This window comes from Propionivibrio dicarboxylicus (genome assembly GCF_900099695.1).
GTDB classification, from domain to species: Bacteria; Pseudomonadota; Gammaproteobacteria; order Burkholderiales; family Rhodocyclaceae; genus Propionivibrio; species Propionivibrio dicarboxylicus.
This window is the reverse complement of the sequence record NZ_FNCY01000028.1, coordinates 24,953-42,732: the sequence shown is the minus strand read 5'-3', so window position 1 is coordinate 42,732 and position 17,780 is coordinate 24,953. Positions and strand designations below refer to the sequence as shown.

The 17,780-nt window shown below is 62.4% G+C and carries 14 protein-coding genes; 9 read left to right on the top strand and 5 right to left on the bottom strand.

Annotated elements, in window-relative coordinates; all coding sequences use genetic code 11:
• From ttdB to BLR25_RS20115, 3 genes are all read right to left on the bottom strand, one after another.
• Nucleotides 1-581 (bottom strand): L(+)-tartrate dehydratase subunit beta (ttdB, locus tag BLR25_RS20125; RefSeq protein ID WP_091940498.1); only part of this gene is annotated, 581 nt, incomplete at its 3' end.
• Nucleotides 578-1,477 (bottom strand): L(+)-tartrate dehydratase subunit alpha, encoded by a 900-nt coding sequence (gene ttdA, locus BLR25_RS20120; RefSeq protein ID WP_091940500.1) that lies wholly within the window; start codon nt 1,475-1,477, stop codon nt 578-580. The genes ttdA and ttdB, both read right to left, overlap by 4 nt.
• Nucleotides 1,478-1,505: 28 nt before the next feature.
• Complete coding sequence (locus BLR25_RS20115) at nt 1,506-2,816, bottom strand: MFS transporter (protein ID WP_091940496.1); 1,311 nt, start codon at nt 2,814-2,816, stop codon at nt 1,506-1,508.
• Between the two features lie 286 nt (nt 2,817-3,102).
• Here BLR25_RS20115 and BLR25_RS20110 point away from each other — a divergent pair, with 286 nt between their 5' ends.
• From BLR25_RS20110 to BLR25_RS20095, 4 genes are all read left to right on the top strand, one after another.
• Nucleotides 3,103-3,963, top strand: coding sequence for a DMT family transporter (locus BLR25_RS20110; protein WP_143009945.1), 861 nt, complete (start codon nt 3,103-3,105; stop codon nt 3,961-3,963).
• A 204-nt stretch (nt 3,964-4,167) separates the two neighbouring features.
• Entirely contained in the window at nt 4,168-5,151 is a 984-nt protein-coding gene (locus BLR25_RS20105; protein ID WP_091940492.1) for a hypothetical protein, read from the top strand.
• A 4-nt stretch (nt 5,152-5,155) separates the two neighbouring features.
• The gene (locus tag BLR25_RS20100; protein WP_176786001.1) at nt 5,156-7,858 is read left to right on the top strand and encodes a CHAT domain-containing protein; all 2,703 of its coding nucleotides are present in this window, start codon (nt 5,156-5,158) and stop codon (nt 7,856-7,858) included.
• Entirely contained in the window at nt 7,855-9,321 is a 1,467-nt protein-coding gene (locus BLR25_RS20095; protein WP_091940488.1) for a caspase family protein, read from the top strand. The genes BLR25_RS20100 and BLR25_RS20095 overlap by 4 nt, the downstream gene beginning before the upstream one ends.
• Before the next feature lie 69 nt (nt 9,322-9,390).
• On the opposite strand, the gene BLR25_RS20090 is transcribed toward BLR25_RS20095, so the two are convergent.
• Nucleotides 9,391-9,909, bottom strand: coding sequence for an HD domain-containing protein (locus BLR25_RS20090; RefSeq protein WP_091940486.1), 519 nt, complete (start codon nt 9,907-9,909; stop codon nt 9,391-9,393).
• A gap of 124 nt (nt 9,910-10,033) precedes the next feature.
• Between BLR25_RS20090 and BLR25_RS20085 the strand changes: the two genes are divergently transcribed.
• Both BLR25_RS20085 and BLR25_RS20080 read left to right on the top strand, forming a co-directional pair.
• Nucleotides 10,034-11,284: an MFS transporter gene (locus BLR25_RS20085; RefSeq protein WP_091940484.1), complete on the top strand. Its 1,251-nt coding sequence runs from the start codon at nt 10,034-10,036 to the stop codon at nt 11,282-11,284.
• Nucleotides 11,281-11,880 carry a hypothetical protein gene (locus BLR25_RS20080; protein WP_091940483.1) on the top strand — a complete coding sequence of 200 codons (600 nt, stop codon included), beginning with the start codon at nt 11,281-11,283 and terminating at the stop codon, nt 11,878-11,880. Before BLR25_RS20085 ends, BLR25_RS20080 begins: the two co-directional genes overlap by 4 nt.
• Nucleotides 11,881-12,360: 480 nt before the next feature.
• Here the strand turns inward: BLR25_RS20080 and bioB are convergent, their stop codons facing one another.
• Nucleotides 12,361-13,323 (bottom strand): biotin synthase BioB, encoded by a 963-nt coding sequence (bioB, locus tag BLR25_RS20075; protein ID WP_091940481.1) that lies wholly within the window; start codon nt 13,321-13,323, stop codon nt 12,361-12,363.
• A gap of 451 nt (nt 13,324-13,774) precedes the next feature.
• Here bioB and BLR25_RS20065 point away from each other — a divergent pair, with 451 nt between their 5' ends.
• From BLR25_RS20065 to BLR25_RS20055, 3 genes are all read left to right on the top strand, one after another.
• Nucleotides 13,775-14,437, top strand: coding sequence for a GntR family transcriptional regulator (locus BLR25_RS20065; RefSeq protein ID WP_218122831.1), 663 nt, complete (start codon nt 13,775-13,777; stop codon nt 14,435-14,437).
• Nucleotides 14,438-15,021: 584 nt separating this feature from the next.
• Entirely contained in the window at nt 15,022-16,233 is a 1,212-nt protein-coding gene (locus BLR25_RS20060) for an alpha-hydroxy-acid oxidizing protein (RefSeq protein ID WP_091940475.1), read from the top strand.
• Nucleotides 16,234-16,729: 496 nt separating this feature from the next.
• Nucleotides 16,730-17,734, top strand: coding sequence for a substrate-binding domain-containing protein (locus BLR25_RS20055; protein WP_176786000.1), 1,005 nt, complete (start codon nt 16,730-16,732; stop codon nt 17,732-17,734).
• Nucleotides 17,735-17,780 lie beyond the last annotated feature (46 nt).

The following is a 17,780-nucleotide window of genomic DNA, read 5'->3' as shown; positions in this document are numbered from 1 at the left end:
CTGGCGACGATCGACGCCTTCTTGGCGTTGAACTCGGCCTTGTTCTTCTCGATCAGGTTGTTGCCCTGTGTGTCGATCGAGATGATCAGCGGTCCGAACTCTTTCACCCGGTTCACCCACAGCGTCTCCGGCATCCCGAGATCCAGCCACTCGGCCCGCTCGATCTCTTCCACCTGCGTCGCCGCCACCACCGCGCAGCCGCCCGGAAAGATCGCGTGCACCGCCTTGTGCTCCCGGCATCCTGCCTCGGTCAGCGGACCCATGCCGCCCTTGCCGACGATCAGTTTCACCCCGGTCTGCGCGATGAATTCCTTCTCGAACTTCTCCATCCGCGTGCTCGTCGTCGGCCCGATCGACACCATCTCGTACTTGCCCTCCGCCAGCTTGCGCACGATCGGACCCGCATGAAAGATCGCGCCACCCGCCAGATCCACCGGCAACTCCCGTTTCTGCTCGATCAACCGGCGATGCGCCACGTCACGGCAGGTGACGATGTGACCGGTCAGATAGACGACGTCGCCCGCACGCAAATCTTCGAGGTCTTCGTCCTTGATCGGCGTTCTCAGAATCTTCTTGCTCACAGCGTCGCTCCTTCATGCGAGATGATTTGATAGCTCAGGTCCGCGTTGATCCGGATCCGCCCGCGACGGTGCGCCCAGCACCCCGTCGACACCGCCACCCCGATCGTCGAGGGATGTCGCGCCGAGGACTCGATGTTCACCCCCATGACGCTGTCCGTCCCGGTCAGCCCCTGCGGGCCGATGCCCATCTCGTTCAGACCGTCTTCCAGCAGCTTCTCCATCAGCGCCGCCCGTTCGTTCTCGTGGTGCGAGCCGATCGGCCGCATCAGCGCCTTCTTCGACAGGCGCGCTGCCGTCTCCACCGCCGTCGACACCCCGACCCCCACCAGCAGCGGCGGACAGGCATTCACGCCGCGCGACGAAATCACCTCGAAAACGAAATCGGTCACCCCTTCGTAGCCCTGACCCGGCATCAGCACCGTCGCCGAGCCCGGTAGCGTGCAGCCACCGCCGGCCATATACACGTCGATCGTCACGCCGTCGTCATCACCGACGATCTCCCAGTCCAGCCATGGCGCTTTCGTCCCCGTGTTCGTCCCGGTATTCTTCTCGACGAAGGTCTCGACCGCGTTGTGACGCAAGGGCGATGCATCCGTCGCCTGCCGCGTCGCCTCGGCCAGAATGTCACCCAGTTCGCCCAGCAGCGGAAACTTCGCCCCCGCCGTCACGAAGTACTGGATCACCCCAGTGTCCTGGCAGCTCGGCCGGTCCAGCTTCGCCGCCACTTCCTGGTTCTCCGCCATCGACAGATAGATCGCCTTCGCCAACGGCTTCGTCTCCCGCGCCCTCAATTCCGACAGCTTCTTCTCCACGTCCGTCGGCAAGTGCTTCCCGATATACGCCGTGAATTTCGCCATCGTCTCAGTCAGTGACTGAATGGATGTTTCCTTGTTCATGATGCTGTCTTCCTTGGTAAAAAGCTTCTCAATCGCCGGCCGCTTGCGCACAGGCAACGGCGTCCTTCCGGTTCTGCGAGCGCGCCAGCAGCAGCGTCAGCACCGCCGAAAACACCAACAGCGCCGCGACAAAATACAGCCCCCCGGTAAAGCTGCCGGTCTTGTCCTTTATCCAGCCGATCATTGCCGGCCCGGCAAAGCCGCCGAGATTGCCGATCGAATTGATCGTCGCGATCCCCGTCGCCGCGGCCGCGCCCGACAGGAACATCGTCGGCATGCTCCACAGCGGCGGCTTGGCGCAACTGATACCGACATTGACGAGCGTCAGCGCCGCGATCAGGCCGACCACGCCGCTGGCATTACCGGCGATGACCAGTCCGGCCGAGGCCAGCAGGCAAGCGAGAATGACGTGCCAGGTACGCTCGCCGGTGCGATCCGAATGGCGCGACCAGAAGAACATGGCAACGACCGAAACCGTTGGCGGAATCGCGTTGAGGAATCCCACCATCATCGACGACATGCCGAGTTGCTTGATGATCTGCGGCGCCCAGATGCCAAGCGTATAGAGCCCGGCCGAGGTGCCGAAATAGATGAGCGCGAGCGCGATCACGCGCTTGTCTGCCATGCCGCGGATAAAACTGTGCTCGGCTTCGGCAGCCTTCGAGGCCACTTCAGCATTCATCGCGCTGACCAGCCAGTTGCGTTCGTCATCCTTGAGCCAGGTCGCCTGCTCGGGCTTGTCGGTCATGTAGAAGAAGACGACGACACCAAGAATCAGTGCGGGAATCGCTTCGATGATGAACAGCCATTGCCAGCCGGCGAGGCCGAGGACGCCGTTCATCTCGAGCAGGGCCGCCGAAATCGGCGAGCCGAGCGCGGTCGAGATCGGCGCCGCACCCATGAACAGGGCGGTGACGCCGGCGCGATGCCGGGCCGGGAACCAGTAGCTGAGATAAAGAATGATGCCGGGGAAGAACCCGGCCTCGGACGCGCCGAGCAGGAAGCGCAGCACGTAGAAACTCGTCGGCCCCTGGACGAAGGCCATGGCGCCCGAGATGATCCCCCAGGTAACCATGACCCGGGCAATCCAGAGCCGCGCCCCGACCTTGTGCAGGACCAGGTTCGACGGCACTTCGAACAGGAAATAGCCCCAGAAGAAGATGCCGGCGCCGAATCCAAGCATCGAAGCGGTAAAGCCGAGATCCTTGTTCATCGTCAGCGAGGCGAAACCGATATTGACCCGGTCGATATAGGCGATGAAATACAACAGCATGATGAACGGGATGATGCGCCAGCTGATCCGGCGCAAGGTACGTTTCTGGACTTCCGACTCTTCCATTTGACCCTCCTTGAATTATTGATTGCTCGGCCAATCGCGACCTGCGCGACTCTCCCCGGCAGAAGCACGCCGGAAAAACCGGAATCACTGTAATGTTTTCCCAAAGAGAATCATTCAACGCCACGGAAAACCTTTATTTCCATACAGGAAAATATGAAGATTCCCGCCGGTTGCCGCATCGCAGCCTTTCCGCGACCGGTCGCCTGCTGTACCATCGCCTTCGCATATTCATCCGGCGTTGCCGGTCCGACTCCTTCGCTTCACGCCCTCGAAGACGCACAACGCCATGCCTTCCTCCGACAAGAGACGCGGAATCACCCTGGCGATCATGGCCACGATTTTTTATGCCATCGTCGATGCACTGTCGAAATACCAGGCCAGGACATCCCCGGTCGAATTGATCGTCTGGGCCCGGTACGGCGTCCCGCTCGTTCTGCTGCTGGCATTTTTCCTGCCGCGGCAGGGCGTCGCCATGCTGCGCACCGGGCACCCCTGGCTGCAGACTGCACGAGGACTGCTCCTCACCGGCGGCACGCTGCTGATCGTGCTCGCCTACCGCGTCATGCCGATCGCCGAGGCCCAGGCGATCTTCTTCATCCACCCCGTCCTGCTGACGCTGCTCGCCGTGCTGTTTCTCGGCGAGAAGGTGTCATCGCGCGGCTGGCTTGCCGTCGTCATCGGATTTGCCGGCGTGCTGATCATCGTCCGCCCCGGTGGCGGGCTCTTCCGCCCGGCAGCGCTCCTGCCCCTGGGGCTGGCGCTGACCTTCTCGACCTACCAGATCCTCACGCGGATCGTCGCCGGCAAGGAAAAATCGATCAACTCGCTCTTCTGGGTACTGGCGGTCGGCACCGCAAGCATGTCGATCGTGCTCCCCTTCGCCTGGACGCCGCAGTCCATCCAGGCGCTTGCCATGCTGACGGTCATCGGCATCGTTTCGGGCTGCGGTCATTTTTCGACGATCAAGGCGCTCGAATATGCCCCCGCCTCGCTGCTGGCGCCGTTCGCCTACGTCCAACTGGTCTGGGTGGCCATCCTCGGCGCGCTGATGTTCGGTGACTTTCCCGACATGGCGACGCTGATCGGCATCGCCACCGTCGCCACCGGCGGCTTGCTCGTCGTCTTCTCGAAACGACAGAAGGCCTGACGGGATCGACAGACGATACTTTACCGGCATTTACCGCTCACCGGATTGACCTGAACCAAGGCCCCCTCTAGCTTCCTCTTGTCATAAAATGACGACAGCCGCGATTTCCCGAAACAGCATATCGCGGCAGAGAACGACGGCGATGTTCCGACATCGTCGCAGCCGCTTCCGGCAAGGTTTGACGAATAAGGAATACAAGACATCATGAAGCCCACGCACGTGCTGTCGGGGCAGGCGTTTCGCGCCGCGCTCATCGTTCTTGTGTCCGCGGCACTTGGCGGCTGCCAACTGGCCACCGACACGATGCTTACCCACACGGGCGCCGTGAATGCCGGACCACCCGATCTCGCCGCTGCGGCGTCGCGCCCGGCCGACGATCCCGAAACCCGGGCCTATCAACGCCTGATCGGCTCCCTGGACAAAGGCTTTGCCGGCGTGCTCGGGCGTACGATGTCGCCGGCCGAACGCAGCCGGTTCATGGAAGACCGGGAAGCACGCTCGATCGCCATGGCGCGGAACAACACCGCCGTCCCGCGTGCGATGATGCTCGCCGTGATCGAGCGCGAACTCGACAACGAACGCGCCTCGCCGCCGCCGGTCTATCTCGCCGCACCACCCCCCGGCGCCATGCCGGATCGATCCATGGCCAGCGTCAAGACCAAGGAAATCAGCGGAACCGACGAAGTCCGGCACGCGCTCACCAGTGCCGAGATGATGTATCGATTCTCCTCCGCCGACGAAATGAAGGCCAAAGCGCAGTCGCTCGACAGGAAATTGCGCATCCTGATTGCCGGACAACCCGGCTGGAATATCTCCGATCTCGCGCAAGTCACCGAAACGGAACGGCAAATGCGCGCCCTCAATGACAAGAATGCAAAGACCAGCAGCGAGAGCAAGGAGCGCCGGGCGGCCCGCGAAGAGGCCGAAAGCGCCTCCGCCGCGTTCTCCCACCGTCTCTACGAGCACGGGCTGGTGATGATGTCATATAGCTGGCAAAGCGGCTATTACACGCATCGAGGCCTTGGCCTCGGCCTCGCGGGACTCCCGGCGCAAAATCTTGTCACCATTTCGATCACCCCGAACCTTGAGCCAAACCAGGGACAATTCGAGCTCTTCGTTCAAATCGCACTGCATCTCGTTCAGCCATACAAGGCACCGCTGCCGACGCTCGCCGCCCGAGATGCCTGAGATCATGCCTGCCAACACACGAAGGCTCCTCCGGCCCGCGCGCTTCGCGCTCGGCCCAATCGCCGTGCTCTGCCTGGCGCTGTCACTGGCGGGCTGTGCTGCCAGGAATGATGTTCAGATGGCCGAAGGCATCACGTGGCGGCAAGGCACGCTCCAGGGCGCCACTGAAATCCGGCAACTGATCGGCCCCGCCGCTCCGAACCAGCGCATCCGTAACGATCAGACGGCAAGAGCCGCTTATGATGCCGGACTGGCAGCCTGGCGCTCCTCGCCGCGCTGGACCAGCACCGCTGATCTCAATGCCTTCCAGAACGGCTTGGGCAAACTCGTTGACGCCTATATCAGCTATCTGCTCGGCACCAGCCAACCGGCCGTCGCCGCGCAAGTCCTCCAGACTGCAGCCACCGAAGCCGATGCCAAACGCGAGTACCAGCCAGCCATCGCCTACCGCATCCAGCTCGCCGAAACGCTACGCGCGATTGGCCAACTGGAGCGGGCGCAAGCCACATTGACCGAAGCACAGTCGATCCAGGACAAGATTCACGGCCCGCTGCCGGCAAAGGTTTCCGCCCAGGACGACCCGACACAGATCTGCAACCAGGGCGCCATCTGGGCGGCTCAAATCCGAGCGGGCAAATCCTTCACCCGGGCGCAACTCGCCAATTTTTCCGCTTATTACGAAGAAGCCAGCACCACGGCCCCGCGAATTCGGTATTGCGATCCATCGATGTCGGTAATGAACTTCCAGACCGTTCGTGCCTATGCCAACGATGACGATCTCTACCGCAAGGACCAGGATGTCTGGCGCTCCATCGCCAGCGGCGCGCTGGCCGCTGGCGACCCGGCGCTGGCACGAAGCGCGGCGACGCGGATGATGGCCTCGGCCAACGCGGCGGCGAGCCGGAACCCGCAGATGCGGGGCGTGAAACCATCAGAGGCGCTTGACAGTTACCTCCGCAATTTTCACAACACGCCGTATGAACTCCGGGTATTGAAAGCGAGTGATTCCGTCTTTGGCATCGAGGTCGAGGTCGATTACGCCATCATCGGCGCGGAGCTCGCCTTGCGCTACGACGACCTCGGCCAGGCGGAAACCCTGCTGGCCAAAGCGCAACAGGCGCTCGGCCAGCTGAGGATGTATTCGGACGAACTCGGCCAGCGCGGCCTCCTCGGACTCAAACCCGAAGAACGCACCCGCGAATGGCAACGCGTCATGGCAAAGCTGCACCTGCGTCACAAGCGCTGGGCGGACGCTCTCGCGCTACTCGAGCCCTACCTCGCCTGGTCGGAAAACTTCCGCAACTCGCTCTCACTCGAGGAACGGCTGCCGTACTTCCGCGGCACCGCGCAAGGCGCCTATCAGGACGCCATGCTCGCCCGCGCCGCGCTGTATGCGCAGCAGCCGGACAACGCCGCCTTCGACGCCGCCCTGCACGCGCTCGGCCAGCTCAAGGCCCGTCATCTCAAGGACGCGCTCGATGCCAGCGGCAAGAGCGGCGAGAAGCACAACGAGGCGCCGACGGTCTCGGCGACGACCACCGTCGACACGCTCGTCGCGCGAGGCAGCAGCTATCTGGCCGTTGCCGACACTGGCGACACGCTCATCACCTATCTCGCCGATGCGAAAGGCAAGTCGATCCGGCTCGCCCGCAAACCGGCCGGGTTCGATGCCAACGTGCTAAGCCTGCGCAACGGACTGGCCGAGCGGCAGCTATTCGACGCCCGAGCAGCACGCAACATCGCCACGCTGGCGCTGGGCGATTTCGAGTCCCGTGTCTTTGGCACGCGCCGACTCATCGCCGAAGTCGACGGCGCCCTGAGCTTTCTGCCGGTCGAACTCTGGCTGGACGCGAAGATGCAGGCGCTCGGCGCGCAAACGGCGCTCTCCTATCTGCCCACGCTGGCCATGGCAGACACCGCCCGCCCCAGCAGCACCGGCAAGGGCGTGCTCGCGCTCGGCGATGCCCGTTTCGATGCAGCCCGGCAGATCGACGCCATCGACGCACAGCGCGAACTGAAGAACCGAGGCACTCGCGACAACCTCGGCTTTGCGCCGTTGCCCGAAACCCGTGACGAAGTAAACGCCATCCTCCGAAACGTGCGCGAGGGCGGCACCGCGATCCTCGGCGTCGACGCCACAAAATCCGGCTTCCGGCGTGAAGCCGAGAAAACCCCCTACCGCTATCTGCACTTCGCCACGCACGGCGTCGTCGGCGGCGAGATCCCACGCATCAACGAACCGGCGCTGGTGCTGACGCCCGAAGCCGGCGACCCGGGCTTCCTCACCGCCTCGGAAATCGCGCGAATGAATGTGCGAGCCGACCTCGTCGTCCTCTCCGCCTGCAACACCGGCAACGGCGAGTACTTCAACGGCGAAGGGCTGATGGGGCTGGGACGCGCCTTCATCCTTGCCGGCGCCAGGGCTGTGGTTGTTTCCCTCTGGCCGGTGGACAGCCTGACCACCCGCGACCTGATGATCGACTTCTACCGCGAACTCGAGAAGAGCGGCGACGCCCGCCAGGCGCTGGCACTCGCCCGGCAAAACATCATGCGCGACAAAACCGGCACTGCCGGCGATGCGCGCAACCTGCAACGCATCACGACGCCGGTCGCGCAATCCGGCGAATTCAAAGGCCGGAAGAATCCCTTCTTCTGGGCGCCCTTCATCCTGATCGAAGCCGGCGCCGGATCGGCCAGCCAGTCATGATGACGATGCAATCATCATCGTGCGTCATCGCCGCGCTTCTCGTCGCCGCGTCGCTCGGCTGTTCCGCTCCGACGGCCGCAGCCGACCGCGCGCTGATCATGACAATCAGCAACTACCCGCAAAACCCGCTGCCCGGTGCGTCACTGGACGATGCGAACTTCCGCCAGATCCTGACACGCATGGGTATCGGCACCGACCGGATACGCTCGCTCAAGGACAAGGCGCTGACCGCGCAAGGCATACGTGCGGCACTTGAGCAGCTCGTCGTTGACACGCAGAACGGCGACCGCGTCTTCGTTCACTTCTCCGGACACGGAACCAGCCAGGCCGTTGGCGACAGCTGCCAGCAGTCGCTGGTCGGCCACGATCTCGAACTGGTGCCGAGCGGTACGCTCGCCGAAGCGCTGCAGCGACTGCGCGACAAGGCCAGCAAGGTGATGGTGGTGGTCGATGCCTGTCATTCCGGCGGCATCGTCGAGACTGCCGGAACGCGCGGCGGCCCGTCAGCGCAGACAAGTCAAAGGAAGCTCCGGCCACGCTACCTGGCGACGCGATTGTCATGCGACAAGCCGGTTAACGTGCTCGAACAGGCCGTCGTGAAAGAGGCCGGCGCCACGCGAAGCGGCCCGATGACGAAAAACTACCTGTTCCTGGCCGCTGCACGCCACGATGAGGTCGCCTTCGACGAGGAAGGCAGGGGCGGCATGGCGACGACTTCGCTGCTCGACTGCCTGCGCACATCGATTCCCGACACCGACCGCAGCGGCGGTGTTTCCTTACGTGAACTCGTCCAGTGCGCACAGGCGAAAATCGACGCAAACTTCGTCAATGACCCGCAACTGCTGCCCCAGCATCTGACCCTGGCCGGCAATGCCGACCTGCCGCTGGCACCGCCCGCGCAAACAACAATACCGGCGTCGACGAAGGCGGATCCGGTGGCAACGCTGACCGACCTTCAGCACGGCGCCGACGGCCGCTGGCAGGTCGACATATCGGCCACGCCCGCCGAAGCGAGGATCGGTCAGGACGCGTTCGCGCTCACCGTCACCAGCAACCAGCGCGGCTATCTCTATCTGATTTATGTCGGTTCCGATCGCAAGGAATTCCTCCAGCTATTCCCCAGCCCGCAGGAAGCGAATCTGATCGAAGCGAACCAACCATTCCGGATTCCCGGTGAATTTGCCGCCCAAGGTCCGGCGGGAACCAACCACCTGTTGGCACTCGTCGCCGCTTCGCCGCGCGATTTCGGCAAAGTGCTCGGCAGCGGCAGCGCTGCGGCAACCCTTGCCAATGCTGCCGCAATACAGGACATCAGCTGCGCGAACCGCAACCTGAAACGACGCGATTGCCTTCCCGGTGAAGCCGCCGCGACCGGCAACAGCCGCAACCTCAAGCGCATCGCGCCGGCAGACGGGCAGGCAGACAGTTATGGCGCCGCCAGGATCGAACTGATCGAGCGTTAGTCAAAAGTCATGACGAGCAGGCATCACACCTAATCGTGCATCACTCGCGACAACACTGCAGCTAGCGCCTCAGGGCCGGTGTTTCCAGGCCTCGTCGAAGAGACGTTCGAGCGTCTGGTGAATCCCGCGCAAACCATCGACGACGGCCTTGGCCCAGTCGAAATATTCGCGCTGCCGCTGCAACGACCAACCGGCCGGCGGGCTCGCCGTGATATCGCGGAGATTGGCGGTCTTGTCGGCCAATTTCACGAGTTTGGCGCGACGACTGATCGTCGGTGCGTGCTCGATCTGGAGCCGCTTGCGCTCGGCCTTGGGTAGCGATTTGTCATCACTGACCTCAAGCACGATCGCCGTCACCTCGTCGCCGAACAGCGCGGCCAGTTCCTCGGCGCTCGTTTCGGTATCCTCGATCGTGTCGTGCAGGATCGCGGCCACCAGCACCTTCTCGTCCTCAATGCCGGCCTCGTTGGCGAGAATGTTCGCCAGCGCGATCGGATGGTTGATGTAAGGTGAGGCCTCGATATCCTTTCGCCGCTGGCTGCGGTGCTTCTCGGCAGCAAAGGAAATGGCGCTGATGATCATGTTCATGCATTCAGTCTAACAAAAGCGGCGCCGTCGCGGACAAAAACCTTGGCGCCATAATGGATGAAACGCCATCGTATTTTGTGGAAAAATACCGTTCCTTCCGACAACCCGCCCTTACTGCCTCCGAATGACTACGCACACCCTGTCGATCAGCGCGCCGCAAAACGATATTGCCCGAGGCTCCACGCATCGCTGGAAGGTCCTCTGGGCCGGCTTCATCGCTTACCTTTTCGACAGCTACGACCTCATGGTGCTAGCCATCGCCATGCCGGTGCTGCTCAAGGTCCTCGCCATCTCGCTGCCGGACGGCGGACTGCTCGGTTCGGCCACCGCGCTCGGCGCCATGCTCGGCAGCATCGTCTTTGGGCTGATCGCCGAAAACCGTGGCCGCCGCTTCTCGCTCGTGCTCGCGCTGGTCTGGCTCGGCGTCGGCATGGGTGGCGTCTATTTCGTCGACACCTGGTCGTCATGGATGGTCCTGCGCTTCTTCACCGGACTCGCCATCGGCGGCGTCTGGGGCCCCTGCTCGGCGCTGATCGCCGAACACTGGTCGCCCGGCTATCGCGGCCGCGCCGCTTCCTTCGTCTTCAGCAGCTTCGCCATCGGCGCCGTCGTCGCCTCCGCTGTCGGCCGCTCGGTCATCGCTTTCGACTGGCGCTTGCTGTTCGCCTTCGGCGCCGTTTCGATTCCACTTGCCCTCGTCGTGTACCGGCTGATTCCGGCCAGCACCAAGGAAACCCGTCCCGAGCACGTCGCGCCGTCGGAAAAAGTCGGACTGACGACAATCTTCGCCAAGGGACTCGCGCGCATCACCCTGCCGGCCTCGCTGGTAAGCATCGTCAACCTCGCCGGCTATTGGGGCGCCGCCTTCTGGATCCCGACCTTCCTCACCCGCGAACGCGGGCTCGACGTCGCCACCATGCTCGGCTTTTCCGTTGTCATGTATGTCGGCATGTTCTTCGGCTTCCAGTTCTTCGGTCTGCTCGCCGACAAGATCGGCCGCCGTCGCGCCATGATGGTCGCATTCCTGCTGTGCGCTGTCGCGATCACGCTCTATATCGTCGTCGACAATCCGAACTTCCTGTTCTGGTGGGGTGCCGTCGTCGGCTTCGGCCTGTGCGGCTCCGGCGGCATTCTCGGCGCCTACTATGCCGAGCTCTTCCCCGAACAGGTACGCGCCTATGCCGGTGGCTTCTGCTGGAACATGGGCCGCATCGGCGCCATCCTGGCGCCCTTCACGATCGGCACGATCGGCAAGGTCTACGGCCTGCAGACCGGCCTGCTCGTCACCAGCGGCATCTACCTGGCCGGCACCGTCATGCTCCTGCTGCTGCCCGAAACCTATGCCGGCACCGCAGCACGCGAGACGAAGCAATGACGGAGGCGGCGGGCGCCACGCCACTCGGCCGGCGCATCCTCGTCATCGGCGAGGTCAATACCGGCAAGACCACCCAATGCAGGCGCTGGCTTGAAGAACTCTGCCATCAAGGCCTGGGGCAGCGGATTGCGCTGATCGACATGGCGCCGACGATTCCGCCGGACCTGGCCAAGGCCCGCGGCCTGCGCGGCGTCGGCGGCGAACTCCGCCCGCCACCCGACAGCGGCGTGCTCGACCTGCGCGCCCACCTTGTACCGCCGCGACTCAGCTCGAGTTCGGACGCCGAAGCACTGGACAAGGCCACGCGCAATGCCGGGATCATCGACGCACTGATCGCCGCCTTGCGCCCGGAACGCGACATTCTCTTCATCAACGACGTCACGCTTTTCCTGCAGACACGGTGCGCCGCCAGCCTGATCGACGCCGCCGACTTCAAACGGCGGACGACACTCATTGTGAACGGCTATCGTGGCGAACGACTGGGCGGCGGGGAATTGACCCGCCACGAAACGGCGGAGATGGCAGAACTCGTGCGCACCTTCGCCGCCACGGGCGAAATTCTGCACCTCACACAGCGCTACGATACGCAACACTGAGCCCGCCAAAAGCCCAGGTTTTCGACTTTTTTTCGCACGCCCTCTTGACTTTTCGACCATCCACTTTTTCTGTGGATAACTCTGTGGAATACGGTCCAAATCTCACCAACGGCCATGCCATGAAGTCGTTCGCCTATTTTTTAGGCAGCCGGACGAAAAAACCGCCGGAAACTTTCGCCGCCCCTCGATAATGCCGGCCCAGGGCGCCCGGGATCGCCCGGGGCAATTGTCTGAAAACCTTGAACCACGGGGATTTCCGCCGAGCGCAGTGACTGACTCATCCGTCAGTAAAAACCATTCCCGATCATCACAAACCCCAATCAAATCAGGGTGATCGAAAAAAAACAGTGGAAAAACCCGCCCTCGGGAACAGCCGGGGAAGGCCAAAACACCGCTGTTGATAACCTTTGCCATCCCCGTCGCCGAAGCTCGCCGGAACGCCGGGGAAAGCAGCCGCCCGGCGTAGCGTCCGGCAAGGAGCTACAAACGGCCGAGACGCGCGAACATCGCCTTGTCCTGTTCGACACCGGCCCCAAGCGTGGTCAGGTAATCGCCGACGATGGCCGCATTCACCCCGGCAGCCAGGGCTTTTTCCTGGATCGAGGCAATCAGGCTGCGGCCACCGGCGAAACGCAGGTGCACGCGCGGATTGACGAAGCGGAAGACAGCGATGGTCACGAGGATCTCGACGTCGGAAAGCCGCGGCTGATCCTGGAGCGGCGTGCCCTCGATCGGATTCAGGATATTGATCGGAATCGAATCGACCCCGAGTTCCCGCAGCGAGAACGCCATCTCGATCCGTTGTTCCATGCTTTCGCCCATGCCGAAGATACCGCCGCTGCAGACGGCCATGCCCACCGCCTGGGCATCGCGGATCGTGCGCACCTTGTCCTCGAAGCTATGTGTCGAACACAGGCTGGCGAAATGCGACGGCGCCGTCTCGATATTGCAGTGATACCGTTCGACGCCGGCATCCCAGAGCTTCTGCAACTCGGCCCGTTTGACCAATCCCATCGAAGCGCAGAGACGGATGGAACACTGCTGGCGAATTGCCCGGTAAATGGTGCAGGCCTGGTCGACCTGTTTCGGCTTCATTAACCGACCGCTGGTCACCAGCGAGAAACGACCGACGCCGTGGGCATGGTTGCCGAGGGCGGCTTCGACGCCCTCCGCTTCGGCGACGAGGGGATACTCGGGCACGCCTGTCTTGAAATGACGCGACTGCGAGCACCATTTGCAGTCTTCCGAACAGCGTCCCGAACGGGCGTTCAGGATCGAGCACATATCGACCGCGTTGCCCATGAAATGCGCCCGGATCTGATCGGCAGCCGCATACAGCGCCTCGGTGTCGGGAGTCGCCGCCAGCGCCAGCGCCTCCGCCGGCGTGATCTCGCCGCCGCCGATGATCCGTTGTTTCAAAACCTCGATGTATTCAGCACTCATGGTCGTCACGCGCGAAAAAAACGCAACGCTAGACGTCCGGACGCGATTGGTCAATTGTGACAATACGCAGTTTTGCGTCCGGCAGCAGCAGGCAAATCCCTGAGCCGAAAAAGAAAAAGCCCCAAAAATGGGGCTAAAGGTACTACATCGAGGGTCACAGGAGGTTGAAACATTTGTAGTTACTATAATACAAAAGTAACTTGTATGCAAGTTGCAAGTGAACTTTCTTACCACGAGGCGCGTTTGCGCCGATCACCAACGACCCCAACAGGGGAAACGCCTGGATGACGCTGCCGTCGCTCCGCGCCCCGAGCGGCGGCCACGGCGACCCGGCGGCCATGCCCTGAACGACATCCTTTGGTATAGTTCGGGCTCGGACGGCAACCACCCTGCGGCGCAGTATTGAATGCAAAATACAAAAAAATCCTTGACCTCTTTGGCGCTCCCAAAGATGGAACGACAGGCGCTCCATGACAACGTCGTCGGCCACATCCGGGATCTGATCGTCGAAGGCATCCTGCCTCCAGGCATCAAACTCAACGAACGGGCCTTGTGCGAAACGCTGGGCGTCTCCCGCACGCCCCTGCGAGAAGCGATCAAGGTCCTCGCCACGGAAGGGCTGGTCGATATCACGCCGAACAAGGGCGCCAGTGTCTCAAGCATGTCCGAAACGGAAATAGGCGAAGTGTTCGAACTCATGAGCGCACTCGAAGCATTTTCCGGCGAATTGGCGTGCGAACGGATCTCGCCCGAGGAGCTGAGCGCAATCAAGGCCCTCCACTACGAGATGCTGGCCCTGCACGCGCGGAACGATCTCCCCGCGTACTACCGCTGCAATCAGCGCCTGCATGACCGGATCAACGAGGCCGCGCGCAACTCGGTCTTGCGCCAGACCTATGTCGGTCTCAATCGGCGCCTCAACGCCCTGCGCTTTCGTTCGAACCTCAACGCGGCAAAATGGGACCGCGCGGTTCAGGAACACGGCGAAATGATCAAAGCCCTCGAAGCCCGGGACGGCAAGTTGCTGGCGTCCATGTTGCGGCAGCATATCGTGCAGAAGAAAGAGATCATCCTGGCGGAATTGCGCACGGCCGACAAACCCCAGGCGTCGTAACGAAGCTGCGTCTAAAACACCAGACGACCGTTCCCGACACGAGGTTGCCGGTCTTTTCCCCCGACCCGTCGTCATAACGCCCCACTCCTCCTGGCAATCCCTGCGTCACTGCAGGCGCGCAGATCGCCCGGTGCGACCATCGTCGCCACCGCTACCGCCCAAGCTGCGCCTGAATCGCGCCTGAATCGCGCCTGAATCGCGCCTGAATCGCGCCTGAATCGCCGGCCGAAGCCGCCCGGCCGGATTACCCCGACATACACCGGAACAACCCGAGCGGCATCCGGCCAACCGGCTTCCCGCACACGCGCCCGGGCGCTTACCCGAACAGCCGTGTCCGACAGGCAAGGGATGAATCGCTCGTCCACTCACGCCCCCGATCAAGTGGCACAACGCCGAAAAAATCTTTGCTCGCCGCAGACTTCTCTGATAATGTGTATTTTGCATACAAAATACCAACTAGATAGAAGGCGACACCGTTCGACCTTCATGCTGCGGGAAAGCATTTCTTGGATCCACATTCGGGAAAAACCCGGTACCTGATCGCATCCCATGGGCGACGAGTCAACTTAAAGGAGGCATAAGCGATGTCGAAGCAAGAACACCACGAAGAACGTGTTGAAGGTTTGAGCCGGCGCGGCTTCATCACCGGAGCCGCCGTCGGGGCTGTCGCCCTGACAAGCCTCGTCAAGAACGAAGCCAATGCCCAAACCACGGCAGCGGCGGCATCCGCAGCGGGTGCGGCCGAAGCAACGGCCAAGAAGGGCCAACCGCTCAAACTGGAAGAAGTACTGAAGGTGGCGCGCGAAAAACTCTACCCGCGCTGCCGTGTCTGTCCGGAATGCAACGGCGACGCGTGTGCCGGCGAAGTCCCCGGCTTTGGCGGCATCGGTTCGGGCAAAGCCTTCCGCAACAATTACGACGGACTGGCCAGAATCCAGTTCAAGATGCGCACCTTCCACGATGTGAAGAAACCGGACACGACGATCTCCCTCTGGGGCCAAGATCTCTCGCTCCCGATTTTCGCGGCATGCACCGGCGGCACCACCTACAACATGGGCTTGACGGGCAAGATGAGCGAAGACGAGTTCATCGAGGCCATGCTGTTCGGATGCAAGGCGGCCAACACCGTCTGCTTTGTCGCCGACGGCATCGGCGACCCGCTGACGGTCTATGAAACGCGATTGAAGGCCATCGCGAGAAGCCAGGCCAAGGCCATCGCCATCATCAAGCCCCGGACGCAGGAAGAGATCATCAAGCGGGTGCGGCTTGTCGAGGCATCCGGCGCGATTGCCTTCGGAATCGATATCGATTCGGCCGGACGCGCAGCGAGAGCGCTTCCGGGCCAGACGGTCGAACCGAAAACACTGGCGCAACTCAAGGAAATCGCTGCCTCATCGAAACTGCCGTTCATCGTCAAAGGCGTCATGACCGTGGATGAAGCCGAGATGGCCAAGGCGGCGGGCGCGGCGGCGATTGTCGTCTCGAACCACGGCGGCCGGGTGCTCGACCACACGCCGGCCACCGTTGACGTGCTGGCACCGATCGCCGCCAAGTTGAAGGGCAAGATCACGATCTTCGTCGATGGCGGCATCCGTTACGGAACCGACGCCTTGAAGTGCCTCGCCCTCGGCGCCGACGCGGTGCTGGTGGGCCGGCCGTTCGTCCGCGGCGCTGTCGGCGGCGGTCCCGAGGGGGTCACCCTGATGGTCAACAAGATGAAGAACGAGCTTGTTGACGCGATGGTGCTGACCGGCGTGCCAAACCTGAAAAAAGCGACGAGGAAGATCCTGGTATAGACGCCGGACGCAGGCCGGAAAGCATCGGCTCAAGGCAGGATTTCAGGAACCGGCTCAGGCATCTTGACATGACATCGAACGGAGACGACCGCCAGGCGGGAACCCGTTCCGGCAGCATGCGGAACGGATATCCCTCCTCGCCACCAATGCCGCTTGACCCCCTTCTTCGAACCAACGAAGGGTGCGGTGTTGTCGGCGTTCTCCAGGCGATGCGAATCAGTGCCTTTGCCCGGCGCGAGACATGAACCAGGATTGACGCCCGAAGTCGCGGCCGGTGGCGTCGTCAGCCACTTGACGCGACACCCCGGTTATCTTTCCTGCTCTTGCCTGCACTCTTGCCTGCGCGCTTGTGTGCATTCCGGCCGCGTCGATGCCCGCGCTGCGGCGATTGATCTCCTCTCGCCGAGCAACCGAGGCGACCGACTCGACCGGGAATTCACGTGCATTCGACTGGCATGCCGGGCAAAACCATTTCCATTTCAAGAAGGAGTCGCAGATGAAGAAGCTTTTACAGGGACTGGGCATAGTGCTCATGCTCTTTTTCGCCGGCAGCGCATTCTCCGTCGACGGTCGCAGCACCCTGTCCTACGGTGGCGGCGGAGAAGGCAAGGTCATCTTCGACGGACGAACGCACGCCGCGGCCGGGTTGAGGTGCAACGACTGTCATTCGGACATCTTCCAGACGAAGAAGAAAGCCCTGATGACCAAGGAAGATCACGATGGTGACGGCGCATGTTTCGCCTGCCACGATGGCGACAAGGCGTTTTACAAATGCACGCAATGTCACCGCAGAATCGGCGACAGAGTGGCACCGCCCAAGGAAAAGGTCGCGCTCTGCGGTGCCGCGACCGTCGCCGATCGTCTGGTCGCGCCGCTCAAAGATGCCGTCGAAAAGACAAGCGGTTATACAGTCGGCATCGCGGTGAGCAACGCCGGAAAAGGACTGACCGATCTCGTCGACGGCAAGTGCGACGCGGCGATGTCATCCGCATCGCTCGAAACGACGGTACAGGCAGCGAAGACCGGCGGAAAGGACGTCGACATCAGGCAGCTGAAAATGCATGTGATCAAGAGCGATGAAATCGCCTTCATCGTCAACGCATCCAATTCCGTGGCAAGCCTCTCGCCCGAGCAGATCAGGGACATTCACACCGGAAAGATCGGAAACTGGAAAGAGGTCGGCGGGCAGGATCTGGCGATCACGGTGATTACCGATTCGCTCACCAGCGCCACCCGCGGTTTCATCAAGCAGGCGGTCATGGCCAACCAGGACTATGCCCAAAACGCGGTCGCGCTCGGCAACATCAGCGAGATGAATGATGCGGTGGCGCGTACACCCGGCGGCATCGGCGGAATCGGTCGTGGATTCGCCGACGCACAGAAAGTGAAGATCATTCAATCCGACAAGGTGCTCCGCCCGCTGGGGTTCATCACCATCGGCGAGCCGTCGAAGAAGATGCAACGCGTTATCGACGCGTATCGTACCGAATCGCAGAAGTAATGGTCTGAGCCCCCCGGCCACGCCGGGGGCCGACTCGACGCCGAGG

What these genes read in the sequence shown, in the direction of transcription:
- ttdA (WP_091940500.1), bottom strand. Translation starts at nt 1,477, where the DNA reads ATGAACAAGGAAACATCCATTCAGTCACTGACTGAGACGATGGCGAAA.
- BLR25_RS20115 (WP_091940496.1), bottom strand. Translation starts at nt 2,816, where the DNA reads ATGGAAGAGTCGGAAGTCCAGAAACGTACCTTGCGCCGGATCAGCTGG.
- BLR25_RS20110 (WP_143009945.1), top strand. Translation starts at nt 3,103, where the DNA reads ATGCCTTCCTCCGACAAGAGACGCGGAATCACCCTGGCGATCATGGCC.
- BLR25_RS20105 (WP_091940492.1), top strand. Translation starts at nt 4,168, where the DNA reads ATGAAGCCCACGCACGTGCTGTCGGGGCAGGCGTTTCGCGCCGCGCTC.
- BLR25_RS20100 (WP_176786001.1), top strand. Translation starts at nt 5,156, where the DNA reads ATGCCTGCCAACACACGAAGGCTCCTCCGGCCCGCGCGCTTCGCGCTC.
- BLR25_RS20095 (WP_091940488.1), top strand. Translation starts at nt 7,855, where the DNA reads ATGATGACGATGCAATCATCATCGTGCGTCATCGCCGCGCTTCTCGTC.
- BLR25_RS20090 (WP_091940486.1), bottom strand. Translation starts at nt 9,909, where the DNA reads ATGAACATGATCATCAGCGCCATTTCCTTTGCTGCCGAGAAGCACCGC.
- BLR25_RS20085 (WP_091940484.1), top strand. Translation starts at nt 10,034, where the DNA reads ATGACTACGCACACCCTGTCGATCAGCGCGCCGCAAAACGATATTGCC.
- BLR25_RS20080 (WP_091940483.1), top strand. Translation starts at nt 11,281, where the DNA reads ATGACGGAGGCGGCGGGCGCCACGCCACTCGGCCGGCGCATCCTCGTC.
- bioB (WP_091940481.1), bottom strand. Translation starts at nt 13,323, where the DNA reads ATGAGTGCTGAATACATCGAGGTTTTGAAACAACGGATCATCGGCGGC.
- BLR25_RS20065 (WP_218122831.1), top strand. Translation starts at nt 13,775, where the DNA reads ATGGAACGACAGGCGCTCCATGACAACGTCGTCGGCCACATCCGGGAT.
- BLR25_RS20060 (WP_091940475.1), top strand. Translation starts at nt 15,022, where the DNA reads ATGTCGAAGCAAGAACACCACGAAGAACGTGTTGAAGGTTTGAGCCGG.
- BLR25_RS20055 (WP_176786000.1), top strand. Translation starts at nt 16,730, where the DNA reads ATGAAGAAGCTTTTACAGGGACTGGGCATAGTGCTCATGCTCTTTTTC.